A 17,530-nucleotide genomic window follows, 5' to 3' on the forward strand; every position below is an offset into this window, starting at 1 on the left:
CGGGCTGCGAAGCCGTGGCGCCGGAGATGGCAGGTGAGAGGTGGGGCAATGTCTTGTTATCTGTCGTGGCACGGACTGCCGCGCTGACGGGGGCGATTGTGCGTTGACATCAGGGTATACCGCAATTCGGGGTGTGGAATAGCGGTTATCAGTAGGGGTTGATACCAATGGGTGCGCGATTGTGCATCGCGTCATGGTGCGGATCGTCACCGCAAGCCATGCCTGTGGCCGTTGTCTGCACGAAGAGACAGGCAGAACCATGCCGCGCGGGCGGTGGCAGAGCGCGAAAGAATTCAGATCGCCGCAAGAATCGTTCGTATCCCGGCGTGCGGCACGCCGTCAAAATATCGGCCGGGCACGGTGACGGCTTTTACCCCTGCGGCTGGCGCCGGCTGTCGGGCACGAAGTGCTGGAGCGAACCGTCGCCATAGGCGCGCTGCACTTCGGATATCACCACGTGATAGCCGTCATACCACTTGCGGTACTGGCGCTTGGCGTCCAGATGCCGCGGGTGGGTGGCAAAGGCCTGCAGGGATGCCTTGTCCCGCCAGTAGTAGCTGGCGTTGAACAGCTGGCCATCTGGCGAGCGCCAGGACTCGGCGCCGACAAAGCCGGGTATGCCGGCCGCGATCTCGTCGATCAGGGCGCTGAGGCGGTGGAACGCGTCATCGGCCTGGCCGGGCCGGTAAATAAAGGCTGCGATATACATCAAGGGCTCTGCGTGAGAAGCGGTTTCAGGCCGGGCGCGAGGTCAGCACCAGCCGCAGCGCCAGCAGGACCAGCACGGCTGCCAGGCCGCGCGACTGCATCGTTGCCGCCTTGGGATGGCGTGACAGGAAGCGGCGCACGGTGCCGCCAGCCGCGCCGAGCAACGCATGAAACACGGTGGCAAGCACGGTCAGGACTACGCCGAGCACGAGCAGCTGCCGGGCCACGCCACCCTTGCCGGGATCCACGAACTGCGGCAGGAAGACCATGAAGAACAGCAGCGCCTTGGGATTGAGCAGGCTGTTCAGCATGGCGCGCACAAACACCGAGCGCAAAGACGCTTGCGTCACCACTGCCTCGCTCAACGCGAGCGGCTGCCGGAGCGCCTTGCCGGCCATCCACAGCAGATAGGCCGCACCGGCATAGCGGATCACGTCGAACGCCGGCGCCCACGCCATGAGCAGGGCGGTGATGCCGGAGGCCGTCAGGACCGTGAGGATGAGGTCGGCCACGGCAATCCCCAGCGCGGTCGCAATGCCGCCCCGAGGACCATGGGTGATGCCATGTGCCATCACGAATGCCATGTTCGGGCCGGGTGACAGGAGCAGGAGCATCACTGCCGCGGCGAAGATCGACAGGGTGGTCAGGGCAATCATGTGCGGGAATTGGTTAGCGTTGACCAGGCATGCAGGCTATTCTTCAGGCCTGATACACGCAAAGAATTGTTCTAGATACAAAGCATGGCCCCCGCGCGCTACAAGACCATCGTTGACGAGATTGCCTCGCGCATTCACCGCGGCGACCTGCCTCCGGGCACCCAACTGCCGACGGTGCGTGCGCTGATGAAGCAGTACGGCGTGGCGCTGGCGACCGCGGCACGCGTCTACGTCGAGCTGGAGGCGGTCGGCCTGGTGGTCGGCGAGACGGGCAGGGGCACGTTCGTGCGCGATACCTCGCTGCCGCGCGGCCTGGGGCTGGAGCAGCATCCGGTGCGCGCCGGCGCAGTGGACCTGACCTTCAACTACCCGGCGCTGCCGGGGCAGGTTGAACTGTTGCGCGATGGCTTGCGCAGCATCGCGGCCTCGGGCGATCTCGACGCGCTGCTGCACTCCGCGCCGCAAGGCGGGCGCCCGCACGAACGGCAGACCGTCGCCAGGCACCTGCGCAACCGCGGCATCCGGGTGCCAGGCGGCCAGGTGCTGATCGTCAACGGCGCGCAGCAGGGGCTGGCGGTGGCGGTGATGGGGCTGCTCAAGCCCGGCGACGTCGTGGCGGTCGACGCGCTGACATATCCGGGCATGAAGGCGCTGGCGCAGTCATACCGGCTTGACCTGGAGCCGTTGCCGGCGACCGCCGCGGGCCTGGACCTGGACCGGCTTGCCGCGCTCTGCAAGCGGCGTCCGGTGCGGGCGGTCTACACTATGCCGACGATGCACAATCCGCTGGGCCATGTCATGAGCGAGGCGGACCGTGTCCGTCTTGCGGCCTTGGCGCAACGGCATGACCTGCTGATCATTGAAGACGGTGCCTACGCCTTCCTTGCCGAACCGGCGCCGAAACCGGTGTTCACCTTTGCGCCGGAGCGGACCGTCTACGTCTCGGGCTTGTCGAAAAGCGTGGCATCAGGTTTGAGGATGGGGTTCGTCGCGGCGCCCGGGCACCTGGTGCCGGCACTGGAGCGCGCCATTCGCGTGTCGACCTGGAACACGCCGTCGCTGACCGTGGCGCTCGGCTGCCTCTGGATCGAAGCCGGCACGGTCGATGGCCTGGAGGACCGCAAACGCAAGGACGCCCGGCGCAGGCAGGGCCTGGCGCGGCGCGTCCTGCATGGCTGCCGCGTCACCGCGCACCCGTCTTCGTACTACCTGTGGCTTGAACTCGCGGAGGACCTGCGCGCCGACCAGGTCGCGGCTGCCCTGGAGCACGAGGGTGTGCTGGTGACGACGGCCGAGCCGTTCGCGGTTGGCGCGAGCGTGCCGCATGCGCTGCGGCTGGCGATCGGCTCGATTGCCACGGATGCGCTGGAGCAGGCGTTGCGCAAGGTCCGGAGGGTGGTAGCCGGGTGAGGCGGCGGCGAAGGCTGCGGCTTCAGCGGAACACCAGCGTCCTGCCCCCGTTGCGCAGGACCCGATGTTCCGCATGCCATTTCACCGCCCGCGCCAGCGCCACGCATTCCACGTCGCGTCCGATGGCGGTCAGCTGCGCGGGGTCCATGGCATGGTCCACGCGCGCGACTTCCTGTTCGATGATGGGGCCTTCGTCGAGGTCGCCGGTCACGTAGTGCGCCGTGGCGCCGATCAGCTTGACGCCGCGCTCATAGGCTTGCGCGTAGGGGCGCGCGCCCTTGAAGCTGGGCAGGAAGGAATGATGGATGTTGATGGCGCGGCCTTCCAGGCGGCGGCACAGGTCGTCGGACAAGACCTGCATGTAGCGGGCCAGGACCACCAGGTCAATACGGTAGTCGCAGACCAGGTCCCACAGTCTGGCTTCCTGCGCGGCCTTGCCTTGCGGCGTGGCATTGAGCAGGGGCAGGTGATGGAAGGGGATGTCGTAGCTCGCCGCAAGCTGGTAGAAGTCCTTGTGGTTGGAGACGATGGCCGGAATCTCGATGGGCAGCTGGCCGGTGCGGTAGCGGAACAGCAGGTCGTTCAGGCAGTGGCCGATCTTTGACACCATCAGCATCACGCGCGGCTTGCGCGCGGCGTCATGCAGCGACCAGTCCATCTCATGCGCGGCCGCCACGCCCGCCAGCGTGCTGCGCAGGGCGGCGAGCGCATCGCCGGCATCGTGGCCTTCGGGCAGCGGCCGCTGGAAGTGCACGCGCATGAAAAACCGTGCGCTGTCGCGATCGCCGAACTGTGCGGAGTCGACGATATTGGCGCCGGCCTCCACCAGCAGGGCCGAGACGGCATGGACAATGCCGGGACGGTCGGGGCAGGACAGCGTCAGGATGTAGCTGGCGGTTTCGGTCTGGGCCGCGGGCATGGGCACTCCGGTATCGGGTTGCATCGATGTTCAGGCCTTGGTCCGCTCGCTGGCCGGATCGTACGGTGCGCGCAGGTGGATGCGCGCGGGCAGCAGTTCCCCGGCCAGGTCCACGTGATACTTGCCGCCCTCGATCCATGCCGCGTCGGCCGGACCATCGTCGCGTACCAGTAGCCCCATGCCTACCGGACAGCCAAGAGTATGGCCGAACGCGGCGGACGTCACGAAGCCGGCCGGGCGCACGGTGCCGTCCCGGGCGGTGCGCAGGATCGCCTCGCCGCCCCAGAGCATGGCCTCGCTCGCGCCGTCCAGCGTGACCACGGCGACGCGCCGCCGCACCTGGGCGGCACCGCCGGCAGCACGCAGCTTCAGCAGCGCTTCGCGCCCGCGGAACGGGATGTCCGTGTTCAGCTTGCAGGCAAACGACAGCCCGGCCTCGAACGGATGGATATCCGTGGTCAGTTCGCGGCTCCAGGCGCGGTATCCCTTCTCGATGCGCAGCGATTCGATGGCGTAGTAGCCGGCGTTGACCAGCCCGAAGCGTTCTCCGGTCGCGTGCAGGGTGTCATGCACGCCCACGGCAAATTCCACCGGGACATACAGCTCCCAGCCCAGTTCGCCCACATAGGTCAGGCGTGTCGCGCGCACCGTGGCATAGCCGAGATCGATCTCTTTCGAGGTGCCGAACGGGAACGCCTCATTGGAGAAATCGGCGCGCGATACGCTCTGCAACAGCTCGCGCGAGCGCGGGCCCATCACGGCCAGCACCGCGTACTGGCCCGTGACATCGACGATCGCGCAGCGCTTGTCGGCGGGAATCAGGCGCTCGATGTAGTTGAAGTCGCGCGTGGTCTGCGCCGAGCCGGTCACCAGCAGGTACTGGTCGTGCGCCAGCCGCGTCACGGTCAGGTCGGATTCATAGGTGCCGCGGTCGTTGAGCATGGCCGTGTACACGGTCTGCCCCGGCGGCACGGCCACGTCGTTGCTCATCACGTATTGCAGCACGGCCTCGGCATCGGCACCCTTGACGATGTACTTGGAGAACGAACTCATGTCGAACAGCGCCACCGCCTCGCGGCAGGCGCGGTGTTCCGCGCCACTCCACGGCAGCCAGTTCTGCTGCCCGAACGCGTAGCAGATTTCGGGCGATTCGCCGGCCGGCGCGAAGAAGTTTGGCCGCTCCCAACCCATCTTGCTGCCGAAGTTGGCGCCGGCAGCACGCAGGTGGGCATAGAGCGGCGAGCGCCTGAACGGCCGCGCCGTATCCAGTTCCCGGTTGGGCCAGGGCATCGCGTAGTGCAGGCCCAGCGTTTCCTTGACGCGGTCGTGCAGCCAGCTTTCGTTGCCGTTGAAGCCGGCAAAGCGGCGGATATCGACGGGCCACAGGTCCATGGTCGGCTCGCCCGCGACAATCCATTCCGCCAGCGCCATGCCCGCGCCGCCGGCCGAGGCAATGCCCATCGAGTTGAAGCCCGCGCCCACGTAGAAGTTGCGCAGCTCGGGGGCTTCGCCGAGGATGAAGTTGTTGTCCGGCGTGAAGGACTCGGGCCCGTTGTAGAACTGCTTGACCTGCGCCGACTCCAGTGCCGGAACGCGGATCAGCGCGTTTTCCATCAGGATCTCGAACTGGTCCCAGTCATCGGGCAGCAGCTGGAACTCGAACGGCTCCGGAATGCCCTGCATGCCCCACGGCTTGGCATTGGGCTCGAAGCCGCCCATCACCAGCCCGCCCACTTCTTCCTTGAAATAGATGAAGCCGTCCGGGTCGCGCATCACCGGCAGGTCAGGGTGCACGCCGGCGATGCGCTCGGTGACGATGTAATAGTGCTCGGCCGAGTGCAGCGGCACGGTCACGCCGCACATCTGGCCGACCTTGCGCGCCCACTGGCCCGCGCAGTTGACCACGATCTCTGCCTCGATGCGGCCTTCGTCGCCGGCCTTGTTGCGCCAGCTGACGCCGGTGGCGCGGCCATCGCGGGTATGGATCGCGGTGATCTTCGTATCCTGCGCGATGACGGCGCCGCGGCTGCGCGCGCCGCGTGCCAGCGCCTGGGTCAGGTCGGTCGGGTTGGCCTTGCCGTCGCCCGGCAGCCAGACCGCGCCAAGCAGGTCGTCGGTACGCATCACCGGCCACAGCTCGCCAGCCTGGGCGGGCGAGATCACCTCGCATTCCACCCCATAGGCCCGCGCCACCGCCGCGGTGCGGCGCAGCTGCGTCATGCGCTCCGCGATGCGCGCGACCGACAGCGAGCCGCATTGCTTCCAGCCAGTGCCAAGGCCCGTTTCCGCTTCCAGTTCGCTGTACAGCTGCGTGGAGTAGCGGATCAGTTTGGTCATGCTTTCCTGCGAGCGCAGCTGTCCGACGAGGCCGGCGGCGTGCCAGGTGGTGCCGCAGGACAGTTGCCCCTGTTCGAGCAGGACCACGTCCCGCCAGCCAAGTTTGGTCAGGTGGTAGGCGACGCTGCAGCCGATGATGCCGCCGCCGATGATGACGACGCGGGTACTGGACGGGGGGAGGGACATGGCGCGAAAACCTCGACGGGAAGGTGGTTGGTGTTGTCAGTCATACTATGCAAAAAAATGCCAACAAACAACACAAAATGCAACATTCCCCGAGGCAGCGGTCAGCGCGCCAGTTGCAGCGTCAGGATCCCGGCCAGCACCAGCGCGGTCGCGACGAGGCGTCGCCGGTCAAATGGCTCGCGCAGCAGGAAGTGCCCCAGCAGCGCGGCAAAGATCACGCTGGACTCGCGCAGTGCCGCCAGCTTGGTCACGGGCGCCATGGTCATCGCCCACAGCATCAGCGCATAGGATCCCAGCCGGTTGATGCCGCCGATCCAGGCGCGCTTCCATTCCGTGCGCAGCAGCGCGATCAGAGCGGTACCGCGGCGGCTGAAGGCGTAGGTCGGCATGAAGATATGCGACATCGCCTGCAGCCAGACGATATAGGTGAAGACCTCGCCATAGCGCTTGACCGCGGTGCCGTCGATCACGGTGCCGCCCGCCAGGCAGGCCCCGGCCAGCAGCGCAAAGCCGACCAGGTCGGGCGACTGCCGGCGCCAGCGCACCAGGCTGACCAGCCCGCAGCAGATCAGCGCGATGCCGGCATAGCCGCCGGGCCCCAGTCGTTCGCTGCCGCTCAGCAACAGCAGGATCGCGACCATCATCGGCGCCGAGCCGCGCATCAGCGGATAGGCCTGGCTGAAGTCGCCGCGGTTGTAGGCGGCCACCAGCGACAGCTTGTAGCCGACCTCCAGCGCCACGGTGGCCAGCAGGAAGGGCCACACCTGCGGCGCGGGCAGGGGTACCAGGAACAGGAAGGGCAAGGCCGCCAACAGGCAGAAGGTGTCGATCAGCGCCATCGACGACAACCGGTCGCCGCCGATCTTGACGATGGCATTCCACGACGCGTGCATCAGCGCGGACAGCATCACGGCGGCAAAGGCGAGGCCGTGGAAATCGGGGGGAAGGGACATGAAGGACCAGGTTTGCGAACCGAGGGTTTGCTCCCCTCTCCCGCTTGCGGGAGAGGGGCCGGGGGAGAGGGCCGGCGGTGGCAAGTGCGCAGGCGCGTGCGTTGCGTCACGCGTTTGAGATATCGCGACAGAGCCGCCGGCAGTGCTGCAAGCGCCTGCCCTCTCCCCCACCCCTCTCCCGCGAGCGGGAGAGGGGAGCTTGCTGCCGGGCGTGGGAGGAAAATAACCTACGCCGCTTCCGCCAGCGGGACCTGCATCTCGATCCCCATCTCGCGCAGCACCTCGCCGATCGCCGTCACCACGTTGCGCATCTCGTTATGGTCGATCGCGCCGATGCAGCCCACGCGGAAGGTCTCCATCTGCGTCAGCTTGCCCGGATACAGGATGTAGCCGCGCTCGCGCACCCTGGCGTAGAAGGTCTTGAAGTCATAGCGCGCGTCGGCCGGCGCATGGAAGGTGACGATGATCGGCGCCTGCACCGCCGCCGGCAGGAAGGCGCGGAAGCCGAGCGTGGCCATGCCCTGCACCAGCGTGTCGCAGTTCTTGCGGTAGCGCGCGCCGCGCACCGGCTGGCCGCCTTCTTCCAGGAACTGGTCGAGCGCGGTGCGGAAGGCCGCCACCACGTGCGTGGGTGGCGTGAAGCGCCACTGCGTGGTCTTCTGCATATAGACGTACTGGTCGTACAGGTCCAGCGCCAGCGAGTGGCTGTTGCCCTGGCTGGCTTCCAGCACGTCCTTTTTCACCAGCACGAAGCCCATGCCCGGCACGCCTTCGATGCACTTGCCGGTGGCTGCCACCAGCGCATCGAACGGCATGGTGCGCGCGTCGATCTCGATCGCGCCGAACGAGCTCATGGCATCGACGATCAGCCCCTTGCCCAGCCGCTGGCACAGCGCGGCGATGTCCTGCAGCGGATTGAGCACGCCGGCACCGGTCTCGCAGTGCACCTGCGCCACGTGCGTGATCGACGGGTCGCGCCGGATGGCCTCTTCGATCAGCGCGGCGGTGGCAGGCTGGTCTTCGGGAATCGGCAGTTCCACGCTGGCGCGGCCCAGCACCTTGCAGATCTTGAGGATGCGCTGGCAGTACGCGCCGTTCTGCGGCACCAGCACCTTGCCGTCGCGCGGCACCACGTTGGCAATGGCCGCTTCCACCGAGAAGGTGCCGCTGCCCTGCATCGGCACGCACACATGGGTGCCTTCGCCATGGACGATGCGCACCAGGTCGTCGCACAGGCTGCGCGTGATGGTGTTGAAGGCGGCGTCCCACGAACCCCAGTCGCGCAGCATGGCCTGCTTGGTGGCGAGCGAGGTGGTGAGGGGGCCGGGGGTCAGAAGGATCGGGTCGTTGCCGCGAATCATGGTGAGCTCCTGATTGGGAAGGAGTGGAAACAAGGGAAGGTCAGTCGTTGCCCTGGCCCTGGCGCCAGGCCTGGGTCTTGCAATCGAGCACGCGTTGCAGCAGGTAATAGAGCAGGCAGGCGAAGGCCGAGGTCAGCACCACCAGCGTTGCCATCGCCGCGGCGGGGCCGATGTCGCCGGATTCATCCAGGTTGACGATCTCGACCGAGGCCAGCTTGGTGTCGGCGCCGTACAGGAACACCACCGCCGAGACCGTCGTCATCGCGTTGATGAACAGGTAGCGCGAGATCTCCAGGATGGCGGGCAGGCAGGCCGGCACCGTGACCTTGAAGAAGGTCTTGTAGAACGGCACCTTGAGCGACGCGGACACGGCCTCGAACTCGCTGTCGAGCTGCTTGAGCGCGGTGACCGCTGTCAGGTGGCAGGACGCGTAGTAGTGGACGATGGTCACCAGCACCAGGATCCCCAGCGTCTGGTACAGCCCGTGCATCGGGTTGGCCTGCGGCACGAAGAAGAAGATATAGCCCAGGCCCAGCACCAGCCCCGGCACGCCCATCGGCAGCACCGCCATCAGCCGCACGAAGCTGCGCAGCCAGTCCATGCCGCGGGTCTTCTCCAGCAGGTAGGCGGTGGCAAAGATGAACACCGGCCCGATCAGCGCGGCCAGCCCCGCCATGCGCAGGCTGTTCAGGTAGGAGTCGACCACGCCGCCCTCGACCAGCCCCACGCGGTAGTGGTTCAGCGACAGCGAGAAGTTGTACGGCCACAGCTTGACGAAGGAGGCGTAGACCGCCATGCCCATCACCGCCAGCATCAGGGTCGCCATCAGCCAGCAGAACACCGCCATGGCCAGGTCGAAGCGGCGGCTGCGGCGCGGCACGTAGGGCACCGAGCGCGCCGACATCAACGCCATCTGGCGGCGCTGCACGCGCGCGTCGACATAGTAGGTGACCGCCACCGGCACCAGCAGCATCAGCGACACCACCGCGCCCTGCGAGAAGTCCTGCATGCCGATCACCAGCTTGTAGATGTCGGTGGCCAGCATGCCGAAGTTGCCGCCGATCACCTTGGGGATGCCGAAGTCCGAGATTGCATAGGTGAACACCACCATCGCCGCGCTGACCAGCCCGTAGCGCGCGCCCGGCACCGTGATGGTGAAGAACTTGCGCACGGTCGAGGTGCCCAGCGCATCGGCCGCCTCATACAGCCGCGCGTCGGTCAGCGACAGCGCCGTGATCAGGATCATCAGCGCATGCGGGAAGGTCGCGAACACCAGCGAGGCCACGATGCCCAACGGCCCGTAGATCTGCGTGCTGCCCATCCAGGGCTTGAACAGCCCCTGGTTGCCGAACCAGAAGATAAAGGAGATCGCGGCCAGCAGCGACGGCGCCAGCAGCGGGATCAGCGCCAGGTTGCGCAATAGGCCCTTGCAGGCGATGCGGCTGCGCGTCAGCGCGTAGGCAAAGCTGAACGCCAGCGGCACCGTGATGCAGGTGGCCAGGGCTGAGACCCACAGGCTGTTCCACACTGAACGCAGCAGCGCGGGCGACTCAAGGTACGCGCGGAAGTGCGCGATGCCGGCCAGGCTGCCGTCGCGGTTCTGCACGCTCTTGGCCAGGATCGTCACGATCGGCGCCAGCACGAAGCAGGCGAGCGCCAGCGCGGCCAGCGCCAGCAGCATGTGGGCCAGGCGGTCGGTCCAGTGCGCGCGCACCGAGGTGGCGACCAGGGCCGGCGGCCGGGGCTGGGCGCCAGGGTTGACGGGCCCAGCCGGCGCGCTGGTGGCGGCGGCAGCGGGGAGGGTATCGGTGGCCGGCAAGGTGGCGGACGTATTGGCCGGCGCCGCAGTGAGGCTCATGCGCATGCGTGGCGGAAGATGCGGATACGGTCAGCGGGAATGGCCAGGCGCAGCAGGTCGCCGGTGTTCGGGCGCAGCTCGTGCAGGTCATTGAGGGAGAGGTCGGCGTAAAGAGCGCCCCCCGGAGCGCCCCTCGGCGCACCGGCTGCGGCGTCAGGCAGGCGCAGCGTCAGCCGCGAGAACGCGCCGAGGAACTCGATCTTGTCCACGGTGGCCTCCAGCACGTTGGGGCCATGCTGTTCGATCCCGCGCACGCACACGTCTTCCGGGCGGAAGAACACCTGCACGTCCTCGTCGGCGCAACAGCCCGGGGGTGCGGCGCAGCGCATGCGCACGCCGCCCAGGTGCAGCTCGCCGTCGCCGCAGACGCGCGCGCCCAGCATATTGGTCTTGCCGACGAAGTCCGCCGCGAACGGCGTGGCCGGGCGCTGGTAGATCTGCACCGGGGTGCCTACCTGCTCGATCGCGCCCTGGTTCATCACCACGATGCGGTCGGCCATCGACAGCGCCTCTTCCTGGTCGTGCGTGACCAGGATAGTGGTGATGTTCAGCCGCTGCTGCAGCGCGCGGATCTCGCTGCGCAGCCGTACCCGCACGCGGGCATCGAGCGCGGACAGCGGCTCGTCCAGCAACAGCAGGCCGGGCGAGGTGGCCAGCGCGCGCGCAATCGCCACGCGCTGCTGCTGGCCGCCAGAGAGCTGCGCCGGGTACTGGTTGCCGCGGTCGGGCAGCCCCACCAGCGTCAGCAGCTCGTCCACGCGGGCGCGGCGCTGGTCGCGCGGCATGCGGCGGTTGACCAGGCCGTAGGCCACGTTGTCCGCCACCGTCAGGTTGGGGAACAGCGCATAGGACTGGAACACGATGCCGTAGTCGCGCTCCATCGGCGGCAGCGTGGAGATGTCGCGCCCGCCCTGGTGGAAGGTGCCTGCGCTCTGCGATTCCAGGCCGGCGATGATGCGCAGCAGCGTGGTCTTGCCGCAGCCCGACGGGCCCAGGAAGCACAGCAGCTCGCCCTGGCGCACGTCCAGGTCGATATGGTGGAGTGCCACGAAGGCGCCGCCGCTTTTACTGCCGTTGCCGCCGAAGCGCTTGTGGATGCCTTTCAGGCTGAGATAGGTCTCGGCCGTGGATGTGGAGGTCTGCATGGCGTTGGGGGCCCGGTGTGTTCTGTTGGGGGACCCGGCGGCCCTCTGCCCCTGGCGGGGCGAGGGCGCCGGTACAGGACAGCGCTCAGGCGCTCAGGGCTGCTTCTCCGACTTGCTGGCATAACGCTTCTGCCATTCGGTCAGCACGCGCTCGCGGTTCCTGGCGATATAGCTGAAGTCGTTCCTGACCAGCATCTGCTCGTAGTTGGCAGGGATGGTCTCGACCTGCCTGGCCACGCCCGGATAGGCGACGATGGCCCAGTCCCTGGCATACAGCTGGTTGGCCTCCTTGCTGGCGAGCCAGTCCATATAGCGCTGCGCGGCCGCCATCTTTTTTGTGCCCTTGACGATGCCGGCGGCCTCGATGTCGTAGCCCAGGCCCTCCTTGGGGAAGATCATCTCGATCGGCGCGCCCGAGGCCAGCGTCTTGTGCGCGCGCAGCTCGAACGAGATGCCGATCGGGAACTCACCCGAGCCGGCCTGCTTGCAGGGCTTGGAACCCGAATGCGTGTACTGGGCGATGTTCTCGTGCAGCCCGTCCATGTACTTCCAGCCCTCCTGCTCGCCATAGAGCTGCAGCCAGGCGGTCACGTCCAGGAAGCCCGTGCCGGAGGAGGCCGGGTTGGGCATCACGATGGTGCCCTTGTAGACGGGCTTGGCCAGGTCCTTCCAGGTCTCGGGGCGCGGCAGGTTGCGCTTCTTGGCCTCGATGGTGTTGAAGCAGATGGTGGCGCCCCAGACGTCCAGGCCCACCCACGACGGCGGCGTGGCTTTGTCGCTGTAGTCGCGCGTCAGCTTGACGAAGCCCTTGGGGGTGTAGGGCGTCAGCATCCCTTCCTGTTTCAGCACTTCCAGGCTGGACGCCGCCAGCCCGGCGATCACGTCGGCCTGCGGGTTGCCTTTTTCGGCCAGCGCCTTGGCGGTGATGACGCCGGTGGAGTCGCGCACGTACTTCAGTTCGATATCGGGCGCCACCTTGGCAAAGCCCTCGGCATACGGCTTGAGGGTCTCGATCTCCCACGCCGTATAGACGGTGAGCGTGGTTTTCTGGGCCAGCGCCGTACCGGAGGCGGCTAGCGCAAGCAGGGCGGCGGCCGTGCGCAGGGTGGTGGTGAAGGACGGTTGCATGGGGACTCCTTCTGGCATTATAGGTGGAGATATGTGTCATTTTGGTGAATATGTTGCAATGCCACGAGGCATGCTGCGCAACATTGAATCACCGTAAAACCCTTGTGCTACAACACTTGCAAGACATATGCCTGGATTCTGACGCTCCGTAACTGACCCTCTGCGCCGCACCGATGTCTTGATTGTTGACAATATACAAACCGCTTGCTTTAATGGCAATAAGGATTTTCGATATTGCTCAATCCGTCACAAACGGGAGTTTTCATGTCACGCCAAGCGCCGCTGGCGAGCGAAATCACCATCCTGCAGAGCCAGTCCCTGACCACCCTGGTGCAGCGCGAACTGGAGCTCAGGATCATGTCGGGCGACCTGCCGCCCGGCGCCAAGCTCAACGAGATCGAGGTGGCAGGCCAGCTCAATGTGTCGCGCGGACCGGTGCGGGAAGCCTTCCGGGCGCTGGAGCAGGCTGGCCTGCTGCGCACCGAGAAGAACCGCGGCGTGTTTGTGCGGGCCATCTCGGTGCAGGAAGCCGATGAGATCTATGAACTGCGCGCCGTGCTGGATGAATTCATCGGCCGGCAACTGGCGGCGCGCATCACGCCCGAGGGCCTGCGCGAACTGCGCGCTCTGGTCGAGTCACTGGACACAGCCAGCCAGGCGCGCGACGTCGACGAATACACGCGGCTGAACCTGGAATTCCACGACCACATGGTCGAACTGGCCGGCAACCGCAAGCTGCTGGATACCTACCGGCGCCTGGTCAAGGAGCTGACGCTGTTCCGCCGCGAGGCGCTGTCCGGCAACCAGGCTGCCATGCCCGAATCCACCCGCGAGCATCGCGCCATCGTCTCGGCGATCGCCGCGCGCGACGGCGAACTGGCCGCGCGCCTGATGCGCGAGCACGTCGAGCGCGGCCGCGCCCGCATGCATGCCGCGGTGGACCCCGCCAGCGCCGGCAAGGGTGCTGCGGCCTGAATCCCGACTGAATCCACTGAAGCCAACGACCCCGATCGCGCTTACGCACAGGAACCCCAACATGCCTGACACCAACGCCCGCACCATCACCGTCAACCAGCGCACCTATCGCTGGATGCAGCAGCCCATAGTGGTGGTCTGCGTCGACGGCTGCGAGTTCGACTACCTGGAAGCCGCCGCCGCCAGCGGCCGCGCGCCTTACCTGAAGCGGCTGCTGGAAGCCGGCTCCGCTTTCCGCGGCGCCTGCGTGGTGCCGACCTTCACCAATCCCAACAACCTGTCCATCGTCTGCGGCGCGCCGCCGGCGGTGCACGGCATCTGCGGCAACTACTTCTTCGACCGCAGCGCCAACGGCGGGCGCGGCGAGGAAGTGATGATGAACGACCCCAAGTACCTGCGCGCCGGCACCATCCTGGCCGCATTTGCCGACGCCGGGGCAAGCGTGGCCGTGGTGACCGCCAAGGACAAGCTGCGCAGGCTGCTGGGCCACGGCATGCAGGGCATCTGCTTTTCATCGGAGAAGGCCGACCAGGCCACGGTGGCAGAGAACGGCATCGACGGCGTGCTGGAGCTGGTCGGCATGCCGGTGCCCGACGTGTACAGCGCGGAGCTGTCTGAATTCGTCTTCGCCGCCGGCGTGCGCCTGATGGAAACGCGCCGCCCGGACCTGATGTACCTGTCCACCACCGACTATATCCAGCACAAGTTCGCGCCCGGCACGGACGGCGCCAACGCCTTCTACGCCATGATGGACAAGTATCTGGCGCGGCTGGACGAACTGGGCTGCGTGGTCGCGCTGACCGCCGACCACGGCATGAACGCCAAGCACGACGACGCCACCAAGGCGCCCAACGTGATCTACCTGCAGGACCACCTTGACGCCTGGCTGGGCCGCGGCGTGGAAGATGGCGGCGCGCGCGTGATCCTGCCGATCACCGATCCCTACGTGGTCCACCACGGCGCGCTCGGGTCCTACGCCACCATCTACCTGCCCGACGATGCCGACCAAGCCGCGATCCGGGCCCGGCTGTCCGACCTGCAAGGCGTGGAAAGCGTGCTGACCAACGCCGAAGCCTGCGCGCGTTTCGAGCTGCCGCCCGACCGCGTCGGCGACCTGGTGGTGACCAGCGACAAGCACGTGGTGCTGGGCACCAGCCGCAGCCGCCACGACTTGTCCGGGCTGGATGCGCCGCTGCGCTCGCACGGCGGCGTGTCTGAGCAGACCGTGCCGCTGGTGTTCAATCGCGCCACCGCCGGCATTCCCGGCAAGGCCCTGCTACGCAACTTCGACATCTTCGATGTCGCGCTGAACCACCTGCAATGAGTGCATCGAGCTGTATTGAGCCTGTATTGACCGGAGGAGACTCATGAACGCCCCCCAATTCCCCGCTGGCGCCGTCAGCCCCCATTTCCGCGCCGAGGCCCTGCGCATCGACGGCCAGAAAGTCGTGCGCGAGCGCGTGATCGAAGTGCGCAACCCGTATGACGGGACGCTGGTCGGCACCGTGCCCAAGGCTACGCTGGACGACGTGCGCCGCGCCTTCGAAGTGGGTCAGGCCTACCGCTCCACGCTGACCCGCTATGAGCGTGCCGCCATCCTGAACCGCGCCGCCGCGCTGCTGCGCGAGCGCACCGAGGAAGCATCGGACCTGATCACGCTGGAATCCGGCCTGTCCAAGAAGGATTCGGTGTATGAGATCGGCCGCGTGGCCGACGTGCTTGGCTTTGCCGCCACCGAGGCGCTGCGCGACGATGGCCAGCTGTTCTCGTGCGACCTGACCCCGCACGGCAAGAAGCGCCGCGTGATGACCCAGCGCGAGCCGCTGCTGGGCGTGATCTGCGCCATCACGCCGTTCAACCACCCGATGAACCAGGTCGCGCACAAGGTCGCACCGTCGATCGCCACCAACAACCGCATGGTGCTCAAGCCGTCGGAGAAGGTGCCGCTGTCGGCGTTCTACCTGGCTGACCTGCTGTATGAAGCCGGCCTGCCGCCGCAGATGCTGCAGGTGGTCACCGGCGACCCGCGCGAGATCGCCGATGAGCTGATCATGCACCCGGCGGTGGACCTGGTGACATTTACCGGCGGGGTGGCGATCGGCAAGTACATCGCCAGCAAGGCCGGCTACAAGCGCGTGGTGCTGGAGCTGGGCGGCAACGATCCGCTGATCGTGCTGGACGACGCTGACCTGGACCGCGCCTCGGACCTGGCGGTGCAGGGCTCGTACAAGAACTCGGGCCAGCGCTGCACCGCGGTCAAGCGCATGCTGGTGCATGAAGCCGTGGCAGCGCGCTTTACCGAACTGGTGGTCGAGAAGACCCGCGCGTGGAAGTACGGCGACCCGATGGACCGCGGCGTCGACATGGGCACGGTGATCGACGAGCAGGCCGCGCAGCTGTTCGAGGCGCGCGTCAACGAGGCGGTGGCGCAGGGCGCGCGGCTGCTGGTCGGCAACCAGCGCAACGGCGCCAGCTATTCGCCGACGGTGCTGGACCGCGTGGATCCGTCGATGACCGTGGTGCGCGAGGAAACCTTCGGGCCGGTATCGCCGATCATCACCTTCCGCGGCGTGGATGATGCCATCCGCATCTCCAACGGCACCGCGTTCGGGCTGTCCTCTGGCGTCTGCACCAACCGCATCGAGGATTTCACGAAGATCGCCAATTCGCTGCATGTGGGTACGGTCAACCTGTGGGAAGTGCCGGGCTACCGCATCGAGCTGACCCCGTTCGGGGGGATCAAGGATTCGGGGCTGGGGTACAAGGAGGGCGTGCAGGAGGCGGCGAAGAGCTTTACCAACCTGAAGACGATTACGTTGCCTTGGGGGTGAAGTACTGGGGCACTGAATCTATCGCCGGTTTGCTCCCCTCTCCCGCTTGCGGGAGAGGGGCCGGGGGAGAGGGCAGGCGCTGGCATACCGACAGGCTTCACTTCGTCGATACTCCGGCCCTCTCCCCAACCCTCTCCCGCAAGCGGGAGAGGGAGCGCGCTGTCGGTCGTGGGCAGGCCATTCCTTGGCACACCGCAGTACCCGCTGCGCTAGAATCAGCTCCCAGTCCCTGACGCTCCCGGAGTTACCGTGCTCGCCGAACAACGGCAGAAATACATCCTCGACCAGCTCTCAGCCACCGGCGCGCTTGCCATCAGCGAACTGGTGACCGAGCTCGACGTCTCGCGCGAGACCATCCGGCGCGACCTCAATGCCCTGGCCGCGCGCGGGCTGCTGGTGCTGACCCACGGCGGCGCGCTGGCCTCGGACCGCACCGAGCCCGATACCCAGACCCGCGCCCAGGTCAATGCCGAGGGCAAGCGCGCCATCGGCGTGCGCGCGGCGGAGCTGGTGCGCGACGGCGCCTCGCTGATCCTGGACTACGGCACCACCACTCACGCGGTCGCGCAGGCGCTGCACGGGCACCACAACCTGCTGGTCTACACCAACGACCTGTCCATCGCCCAACTGCTGGGCCGGCGCAACGGCAACCGGGTGATCGTGCTGGGCGGCGAGCTGCAGGACAACGAAGACGCCACGCACGGCTGGGACACCATCGAGCAGCTGTCGCGCTACCACACCGACTTTGCCTTTATCGGCATCGGCGGCGTGACCCCGCGCGGCGAAATGTGCGACTTCTCGCGCGCCGCCGCGGAGTTGCGCAGCCGCATGCTGCTCGCCGCCGACGTCGCCTGCGTGGTCGCCGACCACACCAAGTTCGGGCGCAATACCGGGGTCACCATCAAGCATTCCGAACTGGCTGCCTGGCTGATCACCGACATGGCGCCGGAGCCCGATCTGGGGGCGGCGCTCAAGGAGCGGGGCACCAAGCTGCTCATCGCCTGAAGGCGGGGCGCCCGCCGCTAGGACGCGGCGCTGTCCGTTGATCGCACGAAAATCCCCG

14 protein-coding genes are annotated in these 17,530 nt (G+C 67.0%); 5 read left to right on the plus strand and 9 right to left on the minus strand.

Annotated features, from left to right (window positions below; all coding sequences use genetic code 11):
* Positions 1–370: 370 nt before the first annotated feature.
* Positions 371–709 (minus strand): antibiotic biosynthesis monooxygenase family protein, encoded by a 339-nt coding sequence (locus DN412_RS13800; protein ID WP_115212157.1) that lies wholly within the window; start codon positions 707–709, stop codon positions 371–373.
* Positions 710–734: 25 nt separating this feature from the next.
* Entirely contained in the window at positions 735–1,364 is a 630-nt protein-coding gene (locus DN412_RS13805) for a LysE family translocator (RefSeq protein WP_115212158.1), read from the minus strand.
* 84 nt (positions 1,365–1,448) lie between these two features.
* On the opposite strand from DN412_RS13805, the gene DN412_RS13810 reads away from it, so the two are divergent.
* A complete protein-coding gene (locus tag DN412_RS13810; protein ID WP_115212159.1) occupies positions 1,449–2,774 on the plus strand; it encodes an aminotransferase-like domain-containing protein in 1,326 nt (441 codons plus the stop codon).
* Positions 2,775–2,796: 22 nt separating this feature from the next.
* Here DN412_RS13810 and purU read toward each other — a convergent pair whose 3' ends face one another.
* The 7 genes from purU to DN412_RS13845 form a co-directional block, all read right to left on the minus strand.
* Complete coding sequence (gene purU / locus DN412_RS13815; protein ID WP_115212160.1) at positions 2,797–3,693, minus strand: formyltetrahydrofolate deformylase; 897 nt, start codon at positions 3,691–3,693, stop codon at positions 2,797–2,799.
* Between the two features lie 30 nt (positions 3,694–3,723).
* Positions 3,724–6,216: a GcvT family protein gene (locus tag DN412_RS13820; RefSeq protein ID WP_115212161.1), complete on the minus strand. Its 2,493-nt coding sequence runs from the start codon at positions 6,214–6,216 to the stop codon at positions 3,724–3,726.
* A 101-nt stretch (positions 6,217–6,317) separates the two neighbouring features.
* Positions 6,318–7,169: an EamA family transporter gene (locus DN412_RS13825; RefSeq protein ID WP_115212162.1), complete on the minus strand. Its 852-nt coding sequence runs from the start codon at positions 7,167–7,169 to the stop codon at positions 6,318–6,320.
* Between the two features lie 227 nt (positions 7,170–7,396).
* Positions 7,397–8,530: a 2-aminoethylphosphonate--pyruvate transaminase gene (locus tag DN412_RS13830; protein ID WP_115212163.1), complete on the minus strand. Its 1,134-nt coding sequence runs from the start codon at positions 8,528–8,530 to the stop codon at positions 7,397–7,399.
* A 40-nt stretch (positions 8,531–8,570) separates the two neighbouring features.
* Positions 8,571–10,394, minus strand: coding sequence for a putative 2-aminoethylphosphonate ABC transporter permease subunit (locus DN412_RS13835; RefSeq protein WP_115212164.1), 1,824 nt, complete (start codon positions 10,392–10,394; stop codon positions 8,571–8,573).
* Positions 10,385–11,533 carry a putative 2-aminoethylphosphonate ABC transporter ATP-binding protein gene (locus DN412_RS13840; protein WP_115212165.1) on the minus strand — a complete coding sequence of 383 codons (1,149 nt, stop codon included), beginning with the start codon at positions 11,531–11,533 and terminating at the stop codon, positions 10,385–10,387. Before DN412_RS13840 ends, DN412_RS13835 begins: the two co-directional genes overlap by 10 nt.
* 93 nt (positions 11,534–11,626) lie before the next feature.
* A complete protein-coding gene (locus DN412_RS13845) occupies positions 11,627–12,661 on the minus strand; it encodes a putative 2-aminoethylphosphonate ABC transporter substrate-binding protein (RefSeq protein ID WP_115212166.1) in 1,035 nt (344 codons plus the stop codon).
* Positions 12,662–12,925: 264 nt separating this feature from the next.
* Here DN412_RS13845 and DN412_RS13850 point away from each other — a divergent pair, with 264 nt between their 5' ends.
* The 4 genes from DN412_RS13850 to DN412_RS13870 all read left to right on the plus strand — a co-directional run bounded on the left by DN412_RS13850 (position 12,926) and on the right by DN412_RS13870 (position 17,472).
* Positions 12,926–13,636, plus strand: a complete 711-nt coding sequence (locus DN412_RS13850) for a phosphonate utilization associated transcriptional regulator (protein ID WP_115212167.1) — start codon at positions 12,926–12,928, stop codon at positions 13,634–13,636.
* A gap of 61 nt (positions 13,637–13,697) precedes the next feature.
* Complete coding sequence (phnA, locus tag DN412_RS13855; RefSeq protein ID WP_115212168.1) at positions 13,698–14,960, plus strand: phosphonoacetate hydrolase; 1,263 nt, start codon at positions 13,698–13,700, stop codon at positions 14,958–14,960.
* 43 nt (positions 14,961–15,003) lie between these two features.
* Positions 15,004–16,467, plus strand: coding sequence for a phosphonoacetaldehyde dehydrogenase (gene phnY, locus DN412_RS13860; protein ID WP_115212169.1), 1,464 nt, complete (start codon positions 15,004–15,006; stop codon positions 16,465–16,467).
* A gap of 249 nt (positions 16,468–16,716) precedes the next feature.
* A complete protein-coding gene (locus DN412_RS13870; protein WP_115212170.1) occupies positions 16,717–17,472 on the plus strand; it encodes a DeoR/GlpR family DNA-binding transcription regulator in 756 nt (251 codons plus the stop codon).
* The last annotated feature ends 58 nt before the right edge of the window (positions 17,473–17,530 follow it).

Origin of the sequence: Cupriavidus lacunae (assembly GCF_003353055.1) — a bacterium.
In the GTDB taxonomy this organism is placed as follows: domain Bacteria; phylum Pseudomonadota; class Gammaproteobacteria; order Burkholderiales; family Burkholderiaceae; genus Cupriavidus; species Cupriavidus lacunae.